Genomic DNA, 17,217 nt, shown 5'->3' with positions numbered 1-17,217 from the left:
ACATTTCTGCATGTTAACTATTGGTAGCGCTATCTTTGTGATCCTGATCGCAGTCATTCGTTGAGGTGTTGAATAAAGTTTGCTCATCTTTAGCGTTGTAGCCGGAGGGCAAAGTGCTCAAAAAATGGATATATGATACAACCATCACGCTGCAGGAGAGCGTAGAGGACTGGCCTCAGGCGCTGGAGCTGTGCGCGAAGCCGCTGCTGGATTTGCAGGTGATTTCGCCGGAATACATCACGGCCATCATCGAGCAGCATCATACTTTGGGTCCTTATTACGTGCTGGCACCAGGGCTGGCGATGCCGCATGCGCGGCCGGAAGAAGGGGCGAAAGGACTTGGCCTGTCATTATTAAAACTGAAAAAAGGCGTCTCTTTCGGTGCCGGTGAGTTTGACCCCGTCGACGTGATAGTCATGCTGGCGGCACCGGACAAACATAGCCATATCGAAATGATCTCGGCGCTAGCAGAATTATTTTCCAGCGATGAGGATATGGCTGAATTACATCAGGCGAATACGCGGGAGGAGATAAAAACCATTATTGACCGCTTCTGATTTAATTCTTTAATCCGATTATTCACAACATTACGCGTCAGCGTGGTGGGGCGTACTCTACTCAAAATAAGGGAACAACAATGAAAATCATGGCTATTTGCGGGTCCGGCCTTGGCAGCAGTTTTATGGTCGAAATGAATATCAAAAAGGTACTTAAAAAGCTGGATATTGAGGCAGAGGTTGAACACTCCGATCTCTCGTCTGCCACGCCTGGCGCAGCCGACCTGTTCGTGATGGCAAAAGATATCGCGGCCAGTGCCAGCGTGCCGGAAAGCCAGCTGGTGGTGATCAACAACATCATCGACATCAACGAACTTGAAGCGCAGCTGCGTGCCTGGTTCGAAAGACAATAACCCTGATTAGGCGAGGTGGATATGTTTATCCTTGAAACGCTGAATTTCGTTGTTGATATTTTAAAAGTCCCTTCGGTGCTGGTGGGATTAATTGCCTTAATCGGTCTGGTTGCGCAAAAAAAAGCGTTTTCAGACGTGGTGAAAGGAACAATTAAAACTATTCTCGGCTTTATTGTGCTGGGCGGCGGCGCCACGGTGCTGGTGGGGTCGTTAAATCCTTTGGGCGGAATGTTTGAGCACGCCTTTACTATTCAGGGCATTATTCCAAACAATGAAGCGATTGTGTCGATTGCGCTGGAAAAATACGGTGCCTCGACCGCGCTGATTATGGCCTTTGGGATGGTGGCGAATATTATCGTCGCGCGCTTTACCCGCCTGAAATACATCTTCCTGACAGGTCACCACACTTTTTACATGGCGTGCATGATTGGCGTGATCCTGACGGTGGCGGGCTTTGAGGGCGTGGGTCTGGTCTTTACCGGCTCGCTGATCCTCGGCCTGATCATGGCCTTCTTCCCGGCGATTGCGCAGCGCTACATGAAGCGCATAACCGGCAACGATGAGATTGCCTTCGGCCACTTCGGCACGCTGGGCTACGTGCTGTCCGGCTGGATTGGCAGCAAGGTCGGTAAGGGCTCCCGCTCAACGGAAGAGATGAACCTGCCGAAGAACCTAAGCTTCCTGCGCGACAGTTCGATCTCCATCTCCCTGACCATGATGATTATCTACCTCATCCTGGCGGTGAGCGCCGGACGTGAGTACGTAGAGGCGACCTTCAGCGGCGGCCAGAACTACCTGGTCTACGCCATCATCATGGCGATAACCTTTGCGGCAGGTGTGTTCATCATCCTGCAGGGCGTACGCCTGATACTGGCGGAAATCGTCCCGGCCTTTACCGGCTTCTCGGAAAAACTGGTGCCCAACGCGCGCCCCGCGCTGGACTGCCCGGTGGTGTATCCGTATGCGCCAAACGCGGTGCTGATTGGCTTCCTGTTCAGCTTCCTCGGCGGGATTGTGGGGTTGTTCATCTGCGGCCAGTTCAGCTGGGTGCTGATCCTCCCGGGCGTGGTACCGCACTTCTTCACCGGCGCAACGGCGGGCGTGTTCGGTAATGCCACCGGCGGACGTCGCGGGGCAATGATTGGCGCCTTTGCTAACGGCCTGCTGATCACCTTCCTGCCGGTTCTGCTGCTGCCGGTGCTGGGCGCAATTGGTTTTGCCAACACCACCTTCTCGGACGCCGACTTCGGCGCGGTCGGGATTGTCCTCGGCAACCTGGCCCGCTTCCTGTCGCCGCTTGCCATCACCGGGCTGGTTGTGGCGTTGTTCGCGCTGCTGGTGGCGTACAACGTCTTCGCGAAAAACAAACCTGCAGGCGGTAACGCGCAGGAAAACACCGGAGCTAAATCATGAATGAGAAAGAGATAACCGAACTCGCGCGTCAGATCCGTCTTGAGACGTTGAAATCCCTGACGCAGCTGGGCTTTGGCCACTACGGCGGCAGTATGTCGGTGGTTGAAACCCTGGCCGTGCTGTACGGCGCGGTGATGAAAATCGACCCGGCGGATCCGGACTGGCCAGAGCGAGACTATTTTATCCTGTCGAAAGGACACGCGGGCCCGGCGCTCTACAGCACGCTGGCGATCAAGGGCTACTTCCCCGTTGAAGAGCTGAGCACGCTCAACCAAAACGGTACGCGGCTGCCAAGCCACCCGGACCGCCTGAAAACGCGCGGCGTGGATGCCACCACCGGCTCGCTGGGACAGGGTATCTCCATTGCGGGCGGTATGGCGCTGTCGCACAAGCTGGCGGGGCGACCGAATCGGGTGTTTTGCATCGTCGGTGACGGCGAGCTGAACGAGGGACAATGCTGGGAAGCATTCCAGTTTATCGCCCATCATCGCCTGAACAACCTGACGGTGTTCGTGGACTGGAACAAGCAGCAACTCGACGGCGAGCTGGACGAGATCATCAGCGCGTTCGACCTGGAGGGGAAATTCCGCGCCTTTGGCTTTGACGTCGCGACGGTGAAGGGCGACGACATTCCGGGTCTGCTGGCGGTAACGTCGCGGGTCCCCGAGGCCGAAGCGCGTCCATTCGTTGTCATCCTCGACAGCATCAAAGGGCAGGGGGTGCCGTATCTGGAGCAGCTCAGCAACTCGCACCACCTGCGATTGACCGCGGAGAGCAAAGCGGCCCTCAACGAGACGATTCGCCAACTGGAGGCTTCACATGATTAAGGTTGCACCGGCAGGAGAGAAAGACGCCGTTGAGATGCGTAAGGTCTACGCGGGCTTTGTGGCAAAGCAGATTGAGGCAGGAAGCGAGATTATCGCCCTGGAAGCGGATCTGATGAGCTCAATGGCGATGGACGGCGTGGCGCGCGATTATCCGCAGCACGTGATTAACTGCGGGATTATGGAGGCCAACGTCATCGGCACCGCGGCGGGGCTATCGCTTACCGGACGTAAGCCGTTCGTGCACACCTTTACCGCGTTTGCCAGCCGCCGCTGCTTCGATCAGCTGTTTATGTCCCTGGACTACCAGCGTAACAACGTGAAGGTGATTGCGTCGGACGCGGGCGTGACGGCCTGCCACAACGGCGGGACACATATGTCATTTGAGGATATGGGCATCGTACGCGGCCTGGCGCACTCGGTGGTGCTGGAGGTGACCGACGCGGTGATGTTCGAGGACGTGCTGCGCCAGCTTATCGACCTCGAAGGCTTCTACTGGGTGCGGACCATTCGTAAACAGGCGCCGAGCGTCTACGCCCCGGGCTCAACCTTCACCATTGGCAAAGGCAACGTGCTGCGCGAAGGAAGCGATATTACCCTGATTGCCAACGGCATCATGGTGGCGGAAGCGCTGGAGGCGGCTCGCCAGCTGGAGCAGGAGGGCGTAAGCGCGGCGGTTATCGACATGTTTACCCTGAAGCCCATCGACCGGATGCTGGTGAAAAACTACGCCGAGAAAACCGGGCGCATCGTCACCTGTGAAAACCACAGCATTCACAACGGGCTGGGATCGGCGGTGGCGGAAGTGCTGGTGGAAACCTGCCCGGTACCGATGCGGCGGGTGGGCGTCAAGGAGCGTTACGGCCAGGTGGGTACGCAGGATTTCCTGCAGAAGGAGTATGGCCTGACGGCACATGACATTGTGTCGGCGGCGAGAGAGCTGCTGTAAATAAAAAAAGGCGACCAGATGAGTGGTCGCCTTTCTTGCCGGATGGCGCTTCGCTTATCCGGCCTACAAAACCATAGGCCCGGAAAGCGCTAGCGCCACCGGGCTTTTTAGCTTACTGCTGCTGCGAAGACTGGATCGCGGTCAGAGCGATGGTGTAGACGATATCGTCAACCAGCGCGCCACGGGACAGGTCGTTCACAGGTTTGCGCATACCCTGCAGCATTGGCCCGATGGAGATCAGGTCTGCAGAACGCTGTACTGCTTTGTAGGTGGTGTTACCGGTGTTCAGATCCGGGAAGATGAACACGGTAGCGCGACCTGCAACCGGCGAGTTCGGCGCTTTGGATTTCGCAACGTCAGCCATTACCGCAGCATCGTACTGCAGCGGGCCGTCGATCATCAGGTCAGGACGTTTTTCCTGCGCCAGACGGGTCGCTTCACGCACTTTCTCTACGTCGCTACCTGCACCAGAGGTACCGGTGGAGTAGGAGAGCATCGCAACGCGCGGTTCGATACCGAAGGCAATCGCAGAGTCCGCGGACTGGATAGCGATTTCCGCCAGCTGTTCTGCGGTTGGATCCGGGTTGATCGCGCAGTCGCCGTAAACGTAAACCTGTTCAGGCAGCAGCATGAAGAATACGGAAGAAACCAGAGAGCTGCCCGGTGCAGTTTTGATCAGCTGCAGCGGTGGACGGATGGTGTTCGCCGTGGTGTGAACCGCACCGGAAACCAGACCGTCAACTTCGTCCTGCTCCAGCATCAGCGTGCCCAGCACCACGTTGTCTTCCAGCTGTTCGCGCGCAACGGCTTCGGTCATGCCTTTGCTCTTACGCAGCTCAACCAGACGGGCTACGTAGCTTTCGCGAACCACTTCAGGGTCAACGATTTCGATGCCAGCGCCCAGCTCAACGCCCTGAGACGCCGCCACGCGGGTGATCTCATCCGGGTTACCCAGCAGCACACAGGTCGCGATGCCGCGTTCTGCACAGATAGCCGCGGCTTTAACGGTACGTGGTTCGTCGCCTTCTGGCAGAACAACGCGTTTGCCCGCTTTACGCGCCAGCTCGGTCAGCTGGTAACGGAATGCTGGAGGAGACAGACGGCGGCTGCGCTCGGAGGTCGCCGTCAGGGATTCGATCCAGTCTGCGTTGATGTAGCCCGCAACGTATTCCTGAACTTTCTCGATACGCTCGTGGTCATCAACCGGTACTTCCAGGTTGAAGCTCTGCAGGCTCAGGGAGGTCTGCCAGGTGTTGGTGTTCACCATGAAGACCGGCAGGCCGGTGGCGAACGCGCGTTCGCACAGCTTGCTGACACGTGGGTCCATCTCGTAGGCACCGGTCAGCAGGATCGCACCGATTTCCACGCCGTTCATCGCGGCCAGGCACGCTGCAACCAGCACGTCTGGACGGTCTGCGGAGGTCACCAGCAGGGAACCTGCGCGGAAGTGCTCCAGCATGTGCGGAATGCTGCGCGCACAGAAGGTCACGGACTTCACGCGGCGGGTGTTGATGTCGCCTTCGTTAACCACGGTGGCGTTCAGGTGACGCGCCATGTCGATTGCACGGGTGGCAATCAGATCGAAGCTCCACGGCACCGCGCCCAGTACTGGCAGCGGGCTGGAGTCCTGCAGCTGAGCCGGATCAACTTTGATGACTTTCGCTTTGGAAGAGTCGTCGAAGATTTCGGACAGGTCAGGGCGAGTACGGCCCTGTTCATCCACTGGCGCATTCAGTTTGTTCACGATCACGCCGGTGATGTTGGTGTTTTTCGCGCCGCCGAAGCTGCTGCGCGTCAGTTCGATACGCTCGTTCAGCTGCTCTGGGGTGTCAGTGCCCTGAGACATCACGAAAACGATCTCTGCGTTCAGGGTTTTCGCGATTTCAAAGTTCAGAGACTGGGCAAACTGGTGTTTGCGCGTCGGGACCAGACCTTCAACCAGCACCACTTCCGCGTCTTGCGCGTTAGCGTGGTAGTTGGCGATGATCTCTTCCATCAGCACGTCTTTCTGGTTGCTTGACAGCAGAGATTCAACGTGGCTCATCTTCAGCGGTTCAGCCGCTGGCAGATTGGAGTTCTTGCGAACGATGGTGGTGGTCTGGTCTGGCGCATCGCCACCGGCACGCGGCTGGGCGATTGGCTTAAAGACGCTCAGACGAACGCCTTTGCGTTCCATAGCACGGATCACGCCAAGGCTGACGCTGGTCAGGCCGACGCTGGTTCCGGTAGGGATCAGCATAATAGTACGGGACACGGTTTATCCTCTTTCGTTACCGCCGCGATTGGGCGGGTTACAAAACAGCACCGCCAGCATTGCTGGCGGTGTGGAATCAGGCAGTCAGACGGTTCGCGTCTTGCGCGATGACCAGCTCTTCGTTAGTTGGAATAACGATAGCAGGGCGGGTACCTTCTTTGTTGATGAAGCCAGACTTGCCGAAGCGGGCAGCCAGGTTACGCTCGTGATCAACCTCGAAGCCCAGAACGCCCAGTTTGCCCAGGGACAGTTCACGAACCATAGCCGCGTTCTCACCAATACCACCGGTGAAGATTACCGCGTCCAGACGGCCTTCCATCAGTGCAGTGTAAGAACCGATGTACTTCGCCAGACGGTGGCAGTAAACGTCCATTGCACGTTTAGCGTCTGCTTTCTCTGCGTAGTTGTCTTCAACGTAACGGCAGTCGCTGGTCACTTCGGTCAGACCCAGCAGGCCAGACTCTTTGGTCAGCATTTTGTTGATGTCGTCAACGCTCATACCCAGGGTGTCGTGCAGGTGGAAGATGATCGCCGGGTCGATGTCACCGGAACGGGTACCCATCACCAGACCTTCCAGCGGGGTCAGACCCATAGAGGTATCAACACATTTACCGTTGCGGATAGCAGAAACAGAACCACCGTTGCCCAGGTGACAGGTGATAATGTTGACTTCTTCAACCGGCTTGTTCAGAACTTTTGCGGCTTCCTGAGTCACATAGAAGTGGCTGGTGCCGTGTGCGCCGTAACGACGAACGCCATGCTCTTTGTACAGGCTGTACGGCAGGGCATACAGGTAAGACTCTTCCGGCATGGTCTGATGGAACGCGGTGTCAAACACGGCCACGTTTTTGTCTTTCAGATTCGGGAAGGATTTCAGCGCTTCAGCGATACCGATCAGGTGAGCCGGGTTGTGCAGCGGCGCGAAGGACGCAGAGTCCTTGATGCCCTGAATCACAGATTCGTCGATCACGACGGAACTGGTGTATTTTTCGCCGCCATGGACGATACGGTGACCAATCGCAGTCAGCTGAGCAGACAGTTCTGGTTTTTGTGCCAGAATAGTGTTAACGATAAAGTTCAGCGCTTCACTGTGAGCGGCGCCTGCACCTAAAGCCGCTTCTTGTTTGCTGCCGTCCATCTTCCACTTGATACGTGCTTCAGGCAGATGGAAACATTCGGCCAAACCAGAGAGGTATTCGTCACCGTTGAGCGCATCGATGATGGCGAATTTCAGTGAGGAGCTACCGCAGTTCAGAACCAGTACTAACTTACTCGACATGGAAGTACCTATTATTGATACGTGGCTAAAAAAACGTCAGTGAGTCTAAAAGCGTAACGCATGATGACCCAGACATTTATGATTAACATCATGCCAGGCGAACATTCCGGCATGATGAAAGAAATACCTATGATTTTATGCCATTTTGAACATTTTTCAGACAATGGCATAATATGCGATAATTTGACGAGTTAACGGTTCTCGTCTACGGCCTTATCAGGCTGGCACAGGATACCCGATACGGGGTAGCGATGACAAAATATTTTGAACGTTGTCATAGCCTGTTGTGGTTTTGCACAAAAATTTTAATTTTTATATGTGAAGTTGAGGTACAGCCATGTCGACACCCGAAAACCCATCCGTGAATTTCTTTAGTCTGTTTCGTCGGGGGCAGCATTACGCGAAGACGTGGCCACTGGAAAAGCGCCTCGCGCCGATGTTTATAGAGAACCGCACTATCCGCGCCACGCGCTTTGCGATTCGCTTTATGCCCCCTGTTGCCATCTTTACCCTGTGCTGGCAAATTGCCCTCGGCGGCCAGCTTGGACCCGCCGTCGCCACCGCGCTCTTTGCGCTGAGCCTGCCGATGCAGGGGCTATGGTGGCTGGGGAAACGCTCAATTACGCCGCTGCCGCCTACAATTTTACACTGGTTTTATGAAGTCCGTGGAAAACTTGAGGAAGCCGGACAGGCGTTGGCACCGGTCGAAGGCAAGCCGGATTACCAGGCGCTGGCTGACACGCTCAAGCGCGCTTTTAAGCAACTTGATAAAACATTCCTTGATGACTTGTGATTGATCATCGAAACGACTAATAAAAGAAGGCACAGTAACAAACAGTTACCGTGTCTTTTTTTTAAAGTGCAATGCGCTACAGGAGTCGAAAGATGGAAATGACCCATGCCCAACGTCTGATTTTGTCTAACCAGTACAAGATGATGACTATGCTTGATCCCGATAACGCAGAACGCTACAGCCGCTTGCAAACTATCGTCGAACGCGGGTTTGGTTTACAGATGCGCGAACTGGATCGCGAGTTTGGCGAACTGAAAGAAGAGACCTGCCGCATCGTGATCGACATCATGGAGATGTATCATGCGCTGCATGTGTCCTGGACGAATCTCAAAGATCGCCAGTCTATTGACGAGCGCCGCGTAACCTTCTTAGGCTTTGATGCCGCAACGGAAGCGCGCTACCTGAGCTACGTTCGCTTTATGGTGAACACCGAAGGGCGCTATACCCATTTTGATGCGGGTACTCACGGCTTTAACGCGCAAACCCCAATGTGGGAAAAATACCAGCGCATGCTGGGCGTATGGCATTCCTGCCCGCGCCAGTACCATTTAAGCAGCAACGAAATTCAACAAATCATTAATGCCTGACGGAGGTGTGTGTGCAGTGTAAAGGTTTTCTGTTTGATCTGGACGGTACGCTGGTGGATTCGCTGCCGGTAGTAGAGCGTTCATGGTGCCATTGGGCCGACAGGCACGGCATCGACCATCAGGACGTACTGAATTTCATCCATGGCAAACAGGCCATTACCTCCTTGCGACACTTCTTAGCGGGACGTACTGAGGAAGAGATTCAGGCAGAGTTCAAATACCTCGAGAACATTGAGGCTACCGATACGGAAGGCATCACCGCGCTGCCGGGCGCGCGCGAGCTGCTTGAACATCTGAACGAAGCACATATTCCGTGGGCCATTGTGACCTCCGGCTCCATTCCCGTAGCCCATGCTCGCCATAAGGCGGCGGGTTTACCGAAGCCAGAGGTGTTCATTACTGCAGAGCGCGTCAAGCGCGGCAAGCCAGAGCCGGATGCGTTCTTGCTTGGGGCAGAGCTGCTGGGCCTTGCACCGGCGGACTGCGTGGTAGTGGAAGATGCAGCAGCCGGCGTGCTGGCCGGGCTTAACGCAGGGAGCCACGTGATCGCCGTTAACGTCCCGGCGGACTCTCCCCGGTTGAGTGAGGCGGATTTTGTGCTGAATACACTGACCGCGATTAACGTCACGAAGGGACCCGGCGGAGTTGTAACCGTCTCGCTAAAAATGTAATCCCATGATATAGCCCCACATTGTTGGGGCTTTTTTATGGCAGAATTCTTTATCTTCCACTGACAAGGACAGGTTGTGAACGGTGAACTGATTTGGGTCCTGAGCCTGCTGTTAATCGCCATCATTCTTTTCGCTACAGGCAAGGTGCGCATGGATGCCGTCGCCCTGTTTGTCATCGTCGCGTTTGTGCTGAGCGGCACGCTCACGCTACCCGAGGCATTCTCCGGGTTTAGCGACCCCAACGTTATTCTTATCGCCGCCCTGTTTATCATTGGTGACGGGCTGGTGCGCACCGGCGTAGCGACCATTATGGGAACGTGGCTGGTGAAGGTGGCGGGCAGCAGTGAAACCAAAATGCTGATCTACCTGATGGTGACGGTTGCCGGACTGGGGGCGTTTATGAGCTCAACGGGCGTGGTCGCCATCTTTATTCCGGTGGTGCTGAGCGTCTCCATGCGGATGCAGATCTCACCTTCCCGTCTGATGATGCCCCTGAGCTTTGCCGGTTTGATCAGCGGCATGATGACGCTGGTGGCGACGCCGCCAAACCTGGTCGTCAACAGTGAACTGATCCGCGAAGGATTCCAGGGCTTCAGTTTTTTCAGCGTTACCCCGATTGGGCTGGTCGTTCTGGTGATGGGCGTGGTCTACATGTTGCTGACCCGTTTTGCCCTGAAAGGCGAAAATCAGGATAAAAGCAAAGAGGGCTGGAAGCGACGCACCTTTCGCGATTTGATTAAAGAGTACCGTCTCACCGGGCGTGCACGACGTCTGGCTATTCGCCCCGGCTCACCGATGATTGGCCAGCGGCTGGACGATCTTAAGCTCCGTGAACGCTACGGTGCGAACGTCATCGGCGTGGAGCGCTGGCGTCGTTTCCGCCGGGTGATTGTCAACGTTAACGGGGTGTCGGAATTCCGCGCGCGGGACGTTCTGCTGATTGATATGTCCACCGCAGAGGTAGACCTGCGTGAGTTTTGCAGCGAACAGCTGCTGGAGCCGATGGTGCTCCGCGGCGAGTATTTCTCCGACCAGGCGCTGGACGTCGGTATGGCCGAAGTATCGCTGATCCCGGAATCGGAGCTGTTGGGGAAAACCGTGCGCGAAGTCGGCTTCCGCACCCGCTATGGTTTGAACGTCGTGGGACTGAAGCGCGATGGCGTGGCGATGGAAGGCGCAGTGGTGGATGAGCCGATCCTGCTGGGTGACATTTTTCTCGTCGTCGGTAACTGGAAGCTGATTAGCCAACTCGGGCAAAAAGGGCGTGATTTTGTGGTGCTCAATATGCCGGTTGAAGAGAGCGATGCGTCCCCGGCGCACAGCCAGGCACCTCACGCGATTTTCTGTCTGGTGCTGATGGTCGCACTCATGCTGACCGATGAAATCCCCAATCCGGTCGCGGCCATCATCGCCTGCCTGCTGATGGGGAAATTCCGCTGCATTGACGCCGAAAGCGCGTATAAAGCCATTCACTGGCCGAGCATTATTCTGATTGTCGGGATGATGCCCTTTGCGCTGGCGTTGCAAAAAACCGGCGGGGTGGATTTGATCGTTAAGGGCTTAATGGACGTTGGCGGCGGGTATGGGCCGTACATGATGATGGTCTGTCTGTTTATCATGTGCGCCTCCATCGGCCTGTTTATTTCCAATACCGCGACGGCGGTACTGATGGCGCCTATTGCGCTGGCGATGGCGAAATCCATGGGCGTGTCGCCGTATCCGTTCGCGATGATGGTGGCGATGGCGGCCTCCGCGGCATTTATGACACCGGTATCTTCACCAGTGAATACGCTGGTGCTGGGGCCCGGGAATTATAGATTCAGCGATTTCGTTAAGATTGGCGTGCCGTTCACCGTGCTGGTAATGGTGGTGTGCGTGGTGTTAATTCCGGTTTTATTCCCGTTTTAGCGTGAGCGCAGAAACGTAGGCCGGGTAAGGCGAAGCCGCCACCCGGCGAAAAAATTACAACGGTGAATCCTGGCTAATCTCATCCAGCGACAGATGGAAGCTCGGTACAAATACCTGCATAAAATAATCCATCTCTTCGCTGCGGCGGGACTCCAGCGTTTTTTCCAGACGCGTTTTCGCCAGTAAAAACTCGTTATTCCCCGCAGACAGCTCTTCCAGACATTTCAGGTAGGCACACAGCGCGTCGGCCTGCTTCACCAGCGACTTTTCATCTTCCGTGTACTGATGTTCATCGATAAGCGGCTCAAAGATATCGCGTAATTCATCCGGCACCATATCGATCAGCTTCTGCTGAGCAATCTTCTCAATTGCCTTGTATTCCTGCGCAATCTGCGAGTTGAAATATTTCACTGGCGTTGGCAGATCGCCGGTCAGCACTTCCGAGGCATCATGGTACATCGCCAGCAGGGCAATACGTTCAGCGTTGACCTGCCCGTTAAATTTGCGGTTCTTTATGGCGGCCAGTGCGTGAGCGACCATCGCAACCTGCAGGCTGTGCTCTGAAACATTTTCCGTGCGGACGTTGCGCATCAGCGGCCAGCGGTTGATCAGCTTCAGGCGGGAGAGGTGGGCAAAGAAATGACTCTGACTCATAGGTTACCTTTTGTCTTTACTGCGACAGGCATTCATTGTGCGGGGAGGGGAGGCAAGATGCAAATTTGCGGATTTTGTAGGCCGGGCAAGCGCTGCGCCACCCGGCAGAGAGGCAACGTTACTGATGGTAGCCAGAGAGGAAGCGCCCGAAGCGGCTGATGGCCATTTCGAGGTCATCTTCGCGCGGCAGGGTCACAATGCGTACGTGATCCGGCCACGGCCAGTTAAAGGCCGTACCCTGAACCAGCAGCACTTTTTCCTGCAGCAGGAAGTCGAGCACCATCTTCTGGTCGTCGTGAATATTGAAGCGCTTAGCGTCAATTTTCGGGAACATATAGAGCGCGCCGTTAGGTTTCACGCAGGAGACGCCAGGAATATCGTTGATCAATTCCCACGCGCGGTTACGCTGTTCATACAGGCGACCACCGGGAACGATAAACTCGCTAATGCTTTGGTAGCCGCCGAGCGCCGTCTGGATCGCGTGCTGTGCAGGAACGTTGGCACATAAACGCATCGACGCCAGCATTTCCAGCCCTTCAATGTAGCCTTTGGCGTGCTTTTTCGGACCGTTCAGTACCATCCAACCCTGACGGAAACCGGCTACGCGATAGGTTTTAGACAGGCCGTTAAAAGTGACGGTCAGCAGATCCGGGGCCAGCGCGGCGATCGAGTGGTGTTGTGCCGCGTCGTACAGGATTTTGTCGTAGATTTCGTCGGCAAAAATGATCAGGTTGTGCTGGCGGGCGAGTTCGACGATCTCCATCAACAGTTCTTTCGAATAGACCGCACCCGTCGGGTTGTTCGGGTTAATGATCACGATGCCACGCGTGCGAGGTGTAATTTTCGCGCGAATATCATCAAGGTCCGGGAACCAGTCAGAGGACTCGTCACAGAGATAATGAACGGCTTTACCGCTCGACAGCGACACGGCCGCCGTCCACAGCGGGTAGTCAGGCGCAGGTACCAGCATTTCATCGCCGCTATTCAGCAGCGCCTGCATCGCCTGCACAATCAGTTCAGAGACGCCGTTGCCGATATAGATATCTTCAACGGTAACGTCACGCATACCGCGCGCCTGATAGTGCTGCATGATGGCTTTACGCGCGGAATAGAGTCCTTTTGAATCGCAGTAGCCTTGTGCAGTAGGAAGGTTGCGGATCACATCAACCAGAATTTCATCCGGCGCTTCAAAACCAAATGGCGCAGGGTTACCAATGTTGAGTTTCAGAACCTTATTGCCTTCCTCTTCAAGGCGTTTGGCCTCTTTCAGAACCGGGCCGCGGATGTCGTAACAGACGTTATCTAGTTTGCTGGATTTTTCGATAGGGGACATGAACCTTTAACCTTTTCGCTAGTATTGCCACTCCCTGCCGTGGAAGTCTGCACGGAACAATGTACTCCCCCCTCGCTTCGTTTTGAAGGGTGTACAGGAGAAGATTTTGTACAATGCGTCAATTCCTGTGGAATCTATTTCACTGCTTGCAGCGAGTTCTGTCGTGCTAAAGTAATGTGATAAGTATGTTCTGAAGTTTATTGTGCTGTTTATTGTTGGTTTTATTTCATATCGTGCTGATAAAAATAAAAAACATGCCCAATACGCAGTAAGAAGTTCCTCTAAGTGACTTTTCGTAAAATCAGATGCTTCGAGACAGACTGTTGGAATAGTATGCTTAGGCTAAAAGTTACTCATGTGAAATTAATGTTAAGTGTTATTAATGAATGGTCTTAATCTAAATTAAAATTTATTTATTATTAACCAACAAAATGCAACTTTAGTTAATTTTAATAAAATTAGTTGAGAGGCTTAACAGTCCCTCTTAATCCTTAATATTGCAATAAGACTTATAAATAAAGTGGATTTGGGTTAAGATGTCTTTCAGGAAAGCAGGCGCCAGAGCCCTATGTTTTGTATATCTGGATCCGCTTTTCTAAATTAATTGATTGTTATTGTTGGATTTATCTCTGGCTGGTGTGTGCCGAACACATCCTGCTACGTTAACCGCGCTGCGATAAAGATGGCCGTAAAGGTGTCATACCTTTAATGTAATTTACAGAAACCTGCGAACATCTAAATATTCTGAACGTTTAAGAGAATAAAAATAACGTCATGAAACGTGCTTTCTGACTGTTGATATACAGCAGCACAATAACTATCTGTCAGGCAGTCTGCCGGGCCGGGATGCGAGGGAAACCTTCAGAGGGAATTGCTTAACTGTTACACACAGCTTCAACCCGGGCAGCTCCGCACGAGCAACCTGAAAGTGAATAGATATGATAAATGCAAATCGTCCGATAATGAATCTCGACCTCGATCTGCTGAGAACGTTTGTTGCGGTCGCCGATCTCAACACTTTTGCAGCAGCTGCTGCCGCAGTTTGCCGAACCCAGTCTGCCGTTAGCCAGCAAATGCAGCGGCTGGAGCAACTGGTCGGTAAAGAGCTTTTTGCACGTCATGGACGTAATAAGCTCTTAACGGAACACGGTATCCAGCTACTGGGTTATGCCAGGAAAATACTTCGCTTTAATGATGAAGCATGTATGTCTTTAATGTTTAGCAACCTCCAGGGGGTGTTAACATTAGGCGCATCTGATGAGTCAGCGGATACGATATTGCCGTTTCTTCTCAATCGTATCAGTTCGGTTTATCCGAAGCTTGCGCTGGATGTTAGCGTAAAGCGTAATGCTTTTATGATTGAGATGCTCAAAGAGAATGAAGTGGATCTGGTGGTCACGACGCATCGTCCTGGGCAATTTGATTGTCTGACGCTGCGGACTTCTCCAACGCATTGGTATTGCGCGGCTGAATATGTACTGCAACAAGGTGAGCCCATTCCATTGGTCTTACTGGATGATCCAAGTCCGTTCCGGGATATGGTGCTGTCGGCGCTCAACGAGGCCAACATTCCGTGGCGTTTGGCCTATGTGGCCTCAACGCTACCCGCTGTTCGAGCTGCCGTGAAAGCGGGGCTCGGCGTAACAGCGCGTCCGGTGGAAATGATGAGTCCGGATCTCCGTGTGTTGGGTAAAAGTGATGGTCTTCCTGCGTTGCCGGATACGGAGTATCTGTTATGCCACAACGCAACCAGCAATAACGAGCTGGCGAAAGTCGTGTTTGAGGCGATGGAAAACTACCATAACCCCTGGCAATACGAGCATGTTACTCCGGAAGGGGGGGATGACTCCCTGATCGTTGAAGGGAACTTTGAGTGATCAAACACTCAAAATTCTCGTAACAAATTGTAAGTGTAAAAAAGAGCCACTCGCGCGATTTTCGCGTGAAGTGGTTTTTTTTTGGTAAAAATACCCTTTCCGAATACAGGGTTAGATCATGTAAGCTTTAAATATCAGTGAGATAGATTGTTTTGGTCAAATCGTGTTCGTTTTGCGTTCTAACTGGCCGCTTCCACGTTCAATGTTAAAAAAACAGGAAATATGTTGCCGGTTTCTTGATTGAATTAACAAAAGCGTGTCTCAGATCAAGAAAATACTCCTATTTGGGGGGAGGAATCGTTGGCAAATCCTGTCAAAATAGGAGGGTTATTTTTTTTACTTCCAAAACGGACACGATTCAACAACATGCATTTGACGTAAAGTCAGGTACCCACCAGGGTTAAAAGGGCATGAAATGTTAATGAGAATCGCTTGATGTCATTTAATGTGAAGAAACCTTTGTTAAAGTTGACAAAAGGTTATAGAAAGGAGTAAAAAACCCCATCATTTTGCTGTCTATGTCTCATTTCTGACAGTTAGTGTAAGGTTATTTGTTCCTCCCCATGAATCGATGTGATGCCCATCTGCCAGCAAGAGCAGTGTCGTCGGTATCACTTTTGATGAGTAAGCAATGAGTATGTCAACATCCACAGAAGTCATCGCTCATCACTGGGCATTCGCAATCTTTCTTATTGTAGCCATTGGCCTGTGCTGCCTGATGTTAGTCGGCGGCTGGTTCCTGGGCGGTCGCGCCCGCGCAAGGCACAAAAACACACCTTTCGAATCAGGTATTGATTCCGTAGGTACCGCTCGCTTACGCCTGTCTGCCAAGTTCTACCTGGTAGCCATGTTCTTCGTCATCTTCGACGTGGAAGCGCTTTACCTTTTCGCATGGTCGACCTCCATTCGCGAAAGTGGTTGGGTGGGCTTTGTCGAGGCCGCAATTTTCATTTTAGTGTTACTGGCCGGTCTGGTTTATCTGGTGCGTATTGGCGCGCTGGACTGGACGCCTGCGCGTTCACGCCGTGAGCAGATCAACCCGGAAAACAGTATCTCTAATCGTCAGCAGTAACAGCGAGGCAATAAGATGGATTATACGCTCACCCGCATAGATCCTAACGGTGAGAATGACCGTTACCCCCTGCAAAAACAGGAGATCGTAACCGACCCCCTGGAGCAAGAAGTCAATAAAAGCGTGTACATGGGCAAGCTCGAACATGCCATGCACGATATGGTCAACTGGGGTCGTAAGAACTCCATCTGGCCTTACAACTTTGGCCTTTCTTGCTGCTACGTTGAAATGGTGACGTCATTCACTGCGGTGCATGACGTTGCGCGTTTTGGGGCAGAGGTACTGCGTGCTTCCCCACGTCAGGCTGACCTGATGGTGGTGGCCGGTACGTGCTTTACCAAGATGGCCCCGGTTATTCAGCGTCTTTATGACCAGATGCTGGAGCCAAAATGGGTTATCTCCATGGGCGCATGTGCAAACTCCGGCGGTATGTACGACATTTATTCCGTCGTGCAGGGCGTAGATAAGTTTATCCCGGTGGATGTCTACATTCCGGGCTGCCCGCCGCGTCCGGAAGCTTACATGCAGGCGCTGATGCTGCTGCAGGAGTCTATCGGTAAAGAACGTCGCCCACTGTCGTGGGTTGTTGGCGATCAGGGTGTGTATCGCGCGAACATGCAGTCCGAGCGCGAGCGTAAACGTGGTGAACGTATTGCCGTCACCAACTTGCGTACGCCTGACGAAATTTAATTT

The 17,217-nt window shown here is 53.7% G+C and carries 16 protein-coding genes; 12 read left to right on the top strand and 4 right to left on the bottom strand.

Annotation, left to right across the window (positions count from 1 at the left end):
- The first annotated feature begins 113 nt into the window (after positions 1 to 113).
- The 5 genes from KW829_RS04845 to KW829_RS04825 all read left to right on the top strand — a co-directional run bounded on the left by KW829_RS04845 (position 114) and on the right by KW829_RS04825 (position 4,096).
- On the top strand, positions 114 to 557 hold the full coding sequence (locus tag KW829_RS04845; protein WP_010433295.1) for a PTS sugar transporter subunit IIA: 444 nt from the start codon (positions 114 to 116) through the stop codon (positions 555 to 557).
- An 80-nt stretch (positions 558 to 637) separates the two neighbouring features.
- Positions 638 to 910 carry a PTS sugar transporter subunit IIB gene (locus KW829_RS04840; protein ID WP_218307715.1) on the top strand — a complete coding sequence of 91 codons (273 nt, stop codon included), beginning with the start codon at positions 638 to 640 and terminating at the stop codon, positions 908 to 910.
- Between the two features lie 21 nt (positions 911 to 931).
- Positions 932 to 2,323 (top strand): PTS ascorbate transporter subunit IIC, encoded by a 1,392-nt coding sequence (locus tag KW829_RS04835; RefSeq protein WP_089597908.1) that lies wholly within the window; start codon positions 932 to 934, stop codon positions 2,321 to 2,323.
- On the top strand, positions 2,320 to 3,150 hold the full coding sequence (locus tag KW829_RS04830) for a transketolase (protein WP_218307714.1): 831 nt from the start codon (positions 2,320 to 2,322) through the stop codon (positions 3,148 to 3,150). The genes KW829_RS04835 and KW829_RS04830 overlap by 4 nt, the downstream gene beginning before the upstream one ends.
- The gene (locus tag KW829_RS04825; protein ID WP_089597910.1) at positions 3,143 to 4,096 is read left to right on the top strand and encodes a transketolase family protein; all 954 of its coding nucleotides are present in this window, start codon (positions 3,143 to 3,145) and stop codon (positions 4,094 to 4,096) included. Before KW829_RS04830 ends, KW829_RS04825 begins: the two co-directional genes overlap by 8 nt.
- Before the next feature lie 112 nt (positions 4,097 to 4,208).
- On the opposite strand, the gene pta is transcribed toward KW829_RS04825, so the two are convergent.
- Together pta and ackA are read right to left on the bottom strand one after the other, a co-directional pair.
- Positions 4,209 to 6,350 carry a phosphate acetyltransferase gene (pta, locus tag KW829_RS04820; protein ID WP_218307713.1) on the bottom strand — a complete coding sequence of 714 codons (2,142 nt, stop codon included), beginning with the start codon at positions 6,348 to 6,350 and terminating at the stop codon, positions 4,209 to 4,211.
- A gap of 76 nt (positions 6,351 to 6,426) precedes the next feature.
- Positions 6,427 to 7,629, bottom strand: a complete 1,203-nt coding sequence (gene ackA, locus KW829_RS04815) for an acetate kinase (protein WP_010433314.1) — start codon at positions 7,627 to 7,629, stop codon at positions 6,427 to 6,429.
- 337 nt (positions 7,630 to 7,966) lie between these two features.
- Here ackA and yfbV point away from each other — a divergent pair, with 337 nt between their 5' ends.
- From yfbV to KW829_RS04795, 4 genes are all read left to right on the top strand, one after another.
- Complete coding sequence (gene yfbV / locus KW829_RS04810; RefSeq protein WP_010433317.1) at positions 7,967 to 8,422, top strand: terminus macrodomain insulation protein YfbV; 456 nt, start codon at positions 7,967 to 7,969, stop codon at positions 8,420 to 8,422.
- Positions 8,423 to 8,514: 92 nt separating this feature from the next.
- Positions 8,515 to 9,009 carry a YfbU family protein gene (locus KW829_RS04805; RefSeq protein ID WP_010433320.1) on the top strand — a complete coding sequence of 165 codons (495 nt, stop codon included), beginning with the start codon at positions 8,515 to 8,517 and terminating at the stop codon, positions 9,007 to 9,009.
- Positions 9,010 to 9,020: 11 nt separating this feature from the next.
- The gene (locus tag KW829_RS04800; protein ID WP_010433324.1) at positions 9,021 to 9,680 is read left to right on the top strand and encodes a sugar phosphatase; all 660 of its coding nucleotides are present in this window, start codon (positions 9,021 to 9,023) and stop codon (positions 9,678 to 9,680) included.
- A 75-nt stretch (positions 9,681 to 9,755) separates the two neighbouring features.
- Positions 9,756 to 11,588, top strand: a complete 1,833-nt coding sequence (locus tag KW829_RS04795) for an SLC13 family permease (protein ID WP_010433326.1) — start codon at positions 9,756 to 9,758, stop codon at positions 11,586 to 11,588.
- Between the two features lie 54 nt (positions 11,589 to 11,642).
- Here KW829_RS04795 and yfbR read toward each other — a convergent pair whose 3' ends face one another.
- Together yfbR and alaA are read right to left on the bottom strand one after the other, a co-directional pair.
- The gene (yfbR, locus tag KW829_RS04790; protein WP_010433329.1) at positions 11,643 to 12,242 is read right to left on the bottom strand and encodes a 5'-deoxynucleotidase; all 600 of its coding nucleotides are present in this window, start codon (positions 12,240 to 12,242) and stop codon (positions 11,643 to 11,645) included.
- A 118-nt stretch (positions 12,243 to 12,360) separates the two neighbouring features.
- Complete coding sequence (alaA, locus tag KW829_RS04785) at positions 12,361 to 13,575, bottom strand: alanine transaminase AlaA (RefSeq protein WP_008500204.1); 1,215 nt, start codon at positions 13,573 to 13,575, stop codon at positions 12,361 to 12,363.
- 938 nt (positions 13,576 to 14,513) lie between these two features.
- Between alaA and lrhA the strand changes: the two genes are divergently transcribed.
- The 3 genes from lrhA to nuoB all read left to right on the top strand — a co-directional run bounded on the left by lrhA (position 14,514) and on the right by nuoB (position 17,214).
- Entirely contained in the window at positions 14,514 to 15,452 is a 939-nt protein-coding gene (gene lrhA, locus KW829_RS04780; protein ID WP_218307712.1) for a transcriptional regulator LrhA, read from the top strand.
- Between the two features lie 631 nt (positions 15,453 to 16,083).
- The gene (nuoA, locus tag KW829_RS04775) at positions 16,084 to 16,524 is read left to right on the top strand and encodes an NADH-quinone oxidoreductase subunit NuoA (RefSeq protein WP_010433335.1); all 441 of its coding nucleotides are present in this window, start codon (positions 16,084 to 16,086) and stop codon (positions 16,522 to 16,524) included.
- 15 nt (positions 16,525 to 16,539) lie between these two features.
- Complete coding sequence (nuoB, locus tag KW829_RS04770) at positions 16,540 to 17,214, top strand: NADH-quinone oxidoreductase subunit NuoB (protein WP_003861482.1); 675 nt, start codon at positions 16,540 to 16,542, stop codon at positions 17,212 to 17,214.
- The last annotated feature ends 3 nt before the right edge of the window (positions 17,215 to 17,217 follow it).

Source organism: Enterobacter sp. ENT02 (genome assembly GCF_019219165.1).
Taxonomy (GTDB): Bacteria; Pseudomonadota; Gammaproteobacteria; order Enterobacterales; family Enterobacteriaceae; genus Enterobacter; species Enterobacter mori.
The sequence above is the reverse complement of the archived record's forward strand: the minus strand, read 5'-3'. Positions and strand labels throughout refer to the sequence as shown.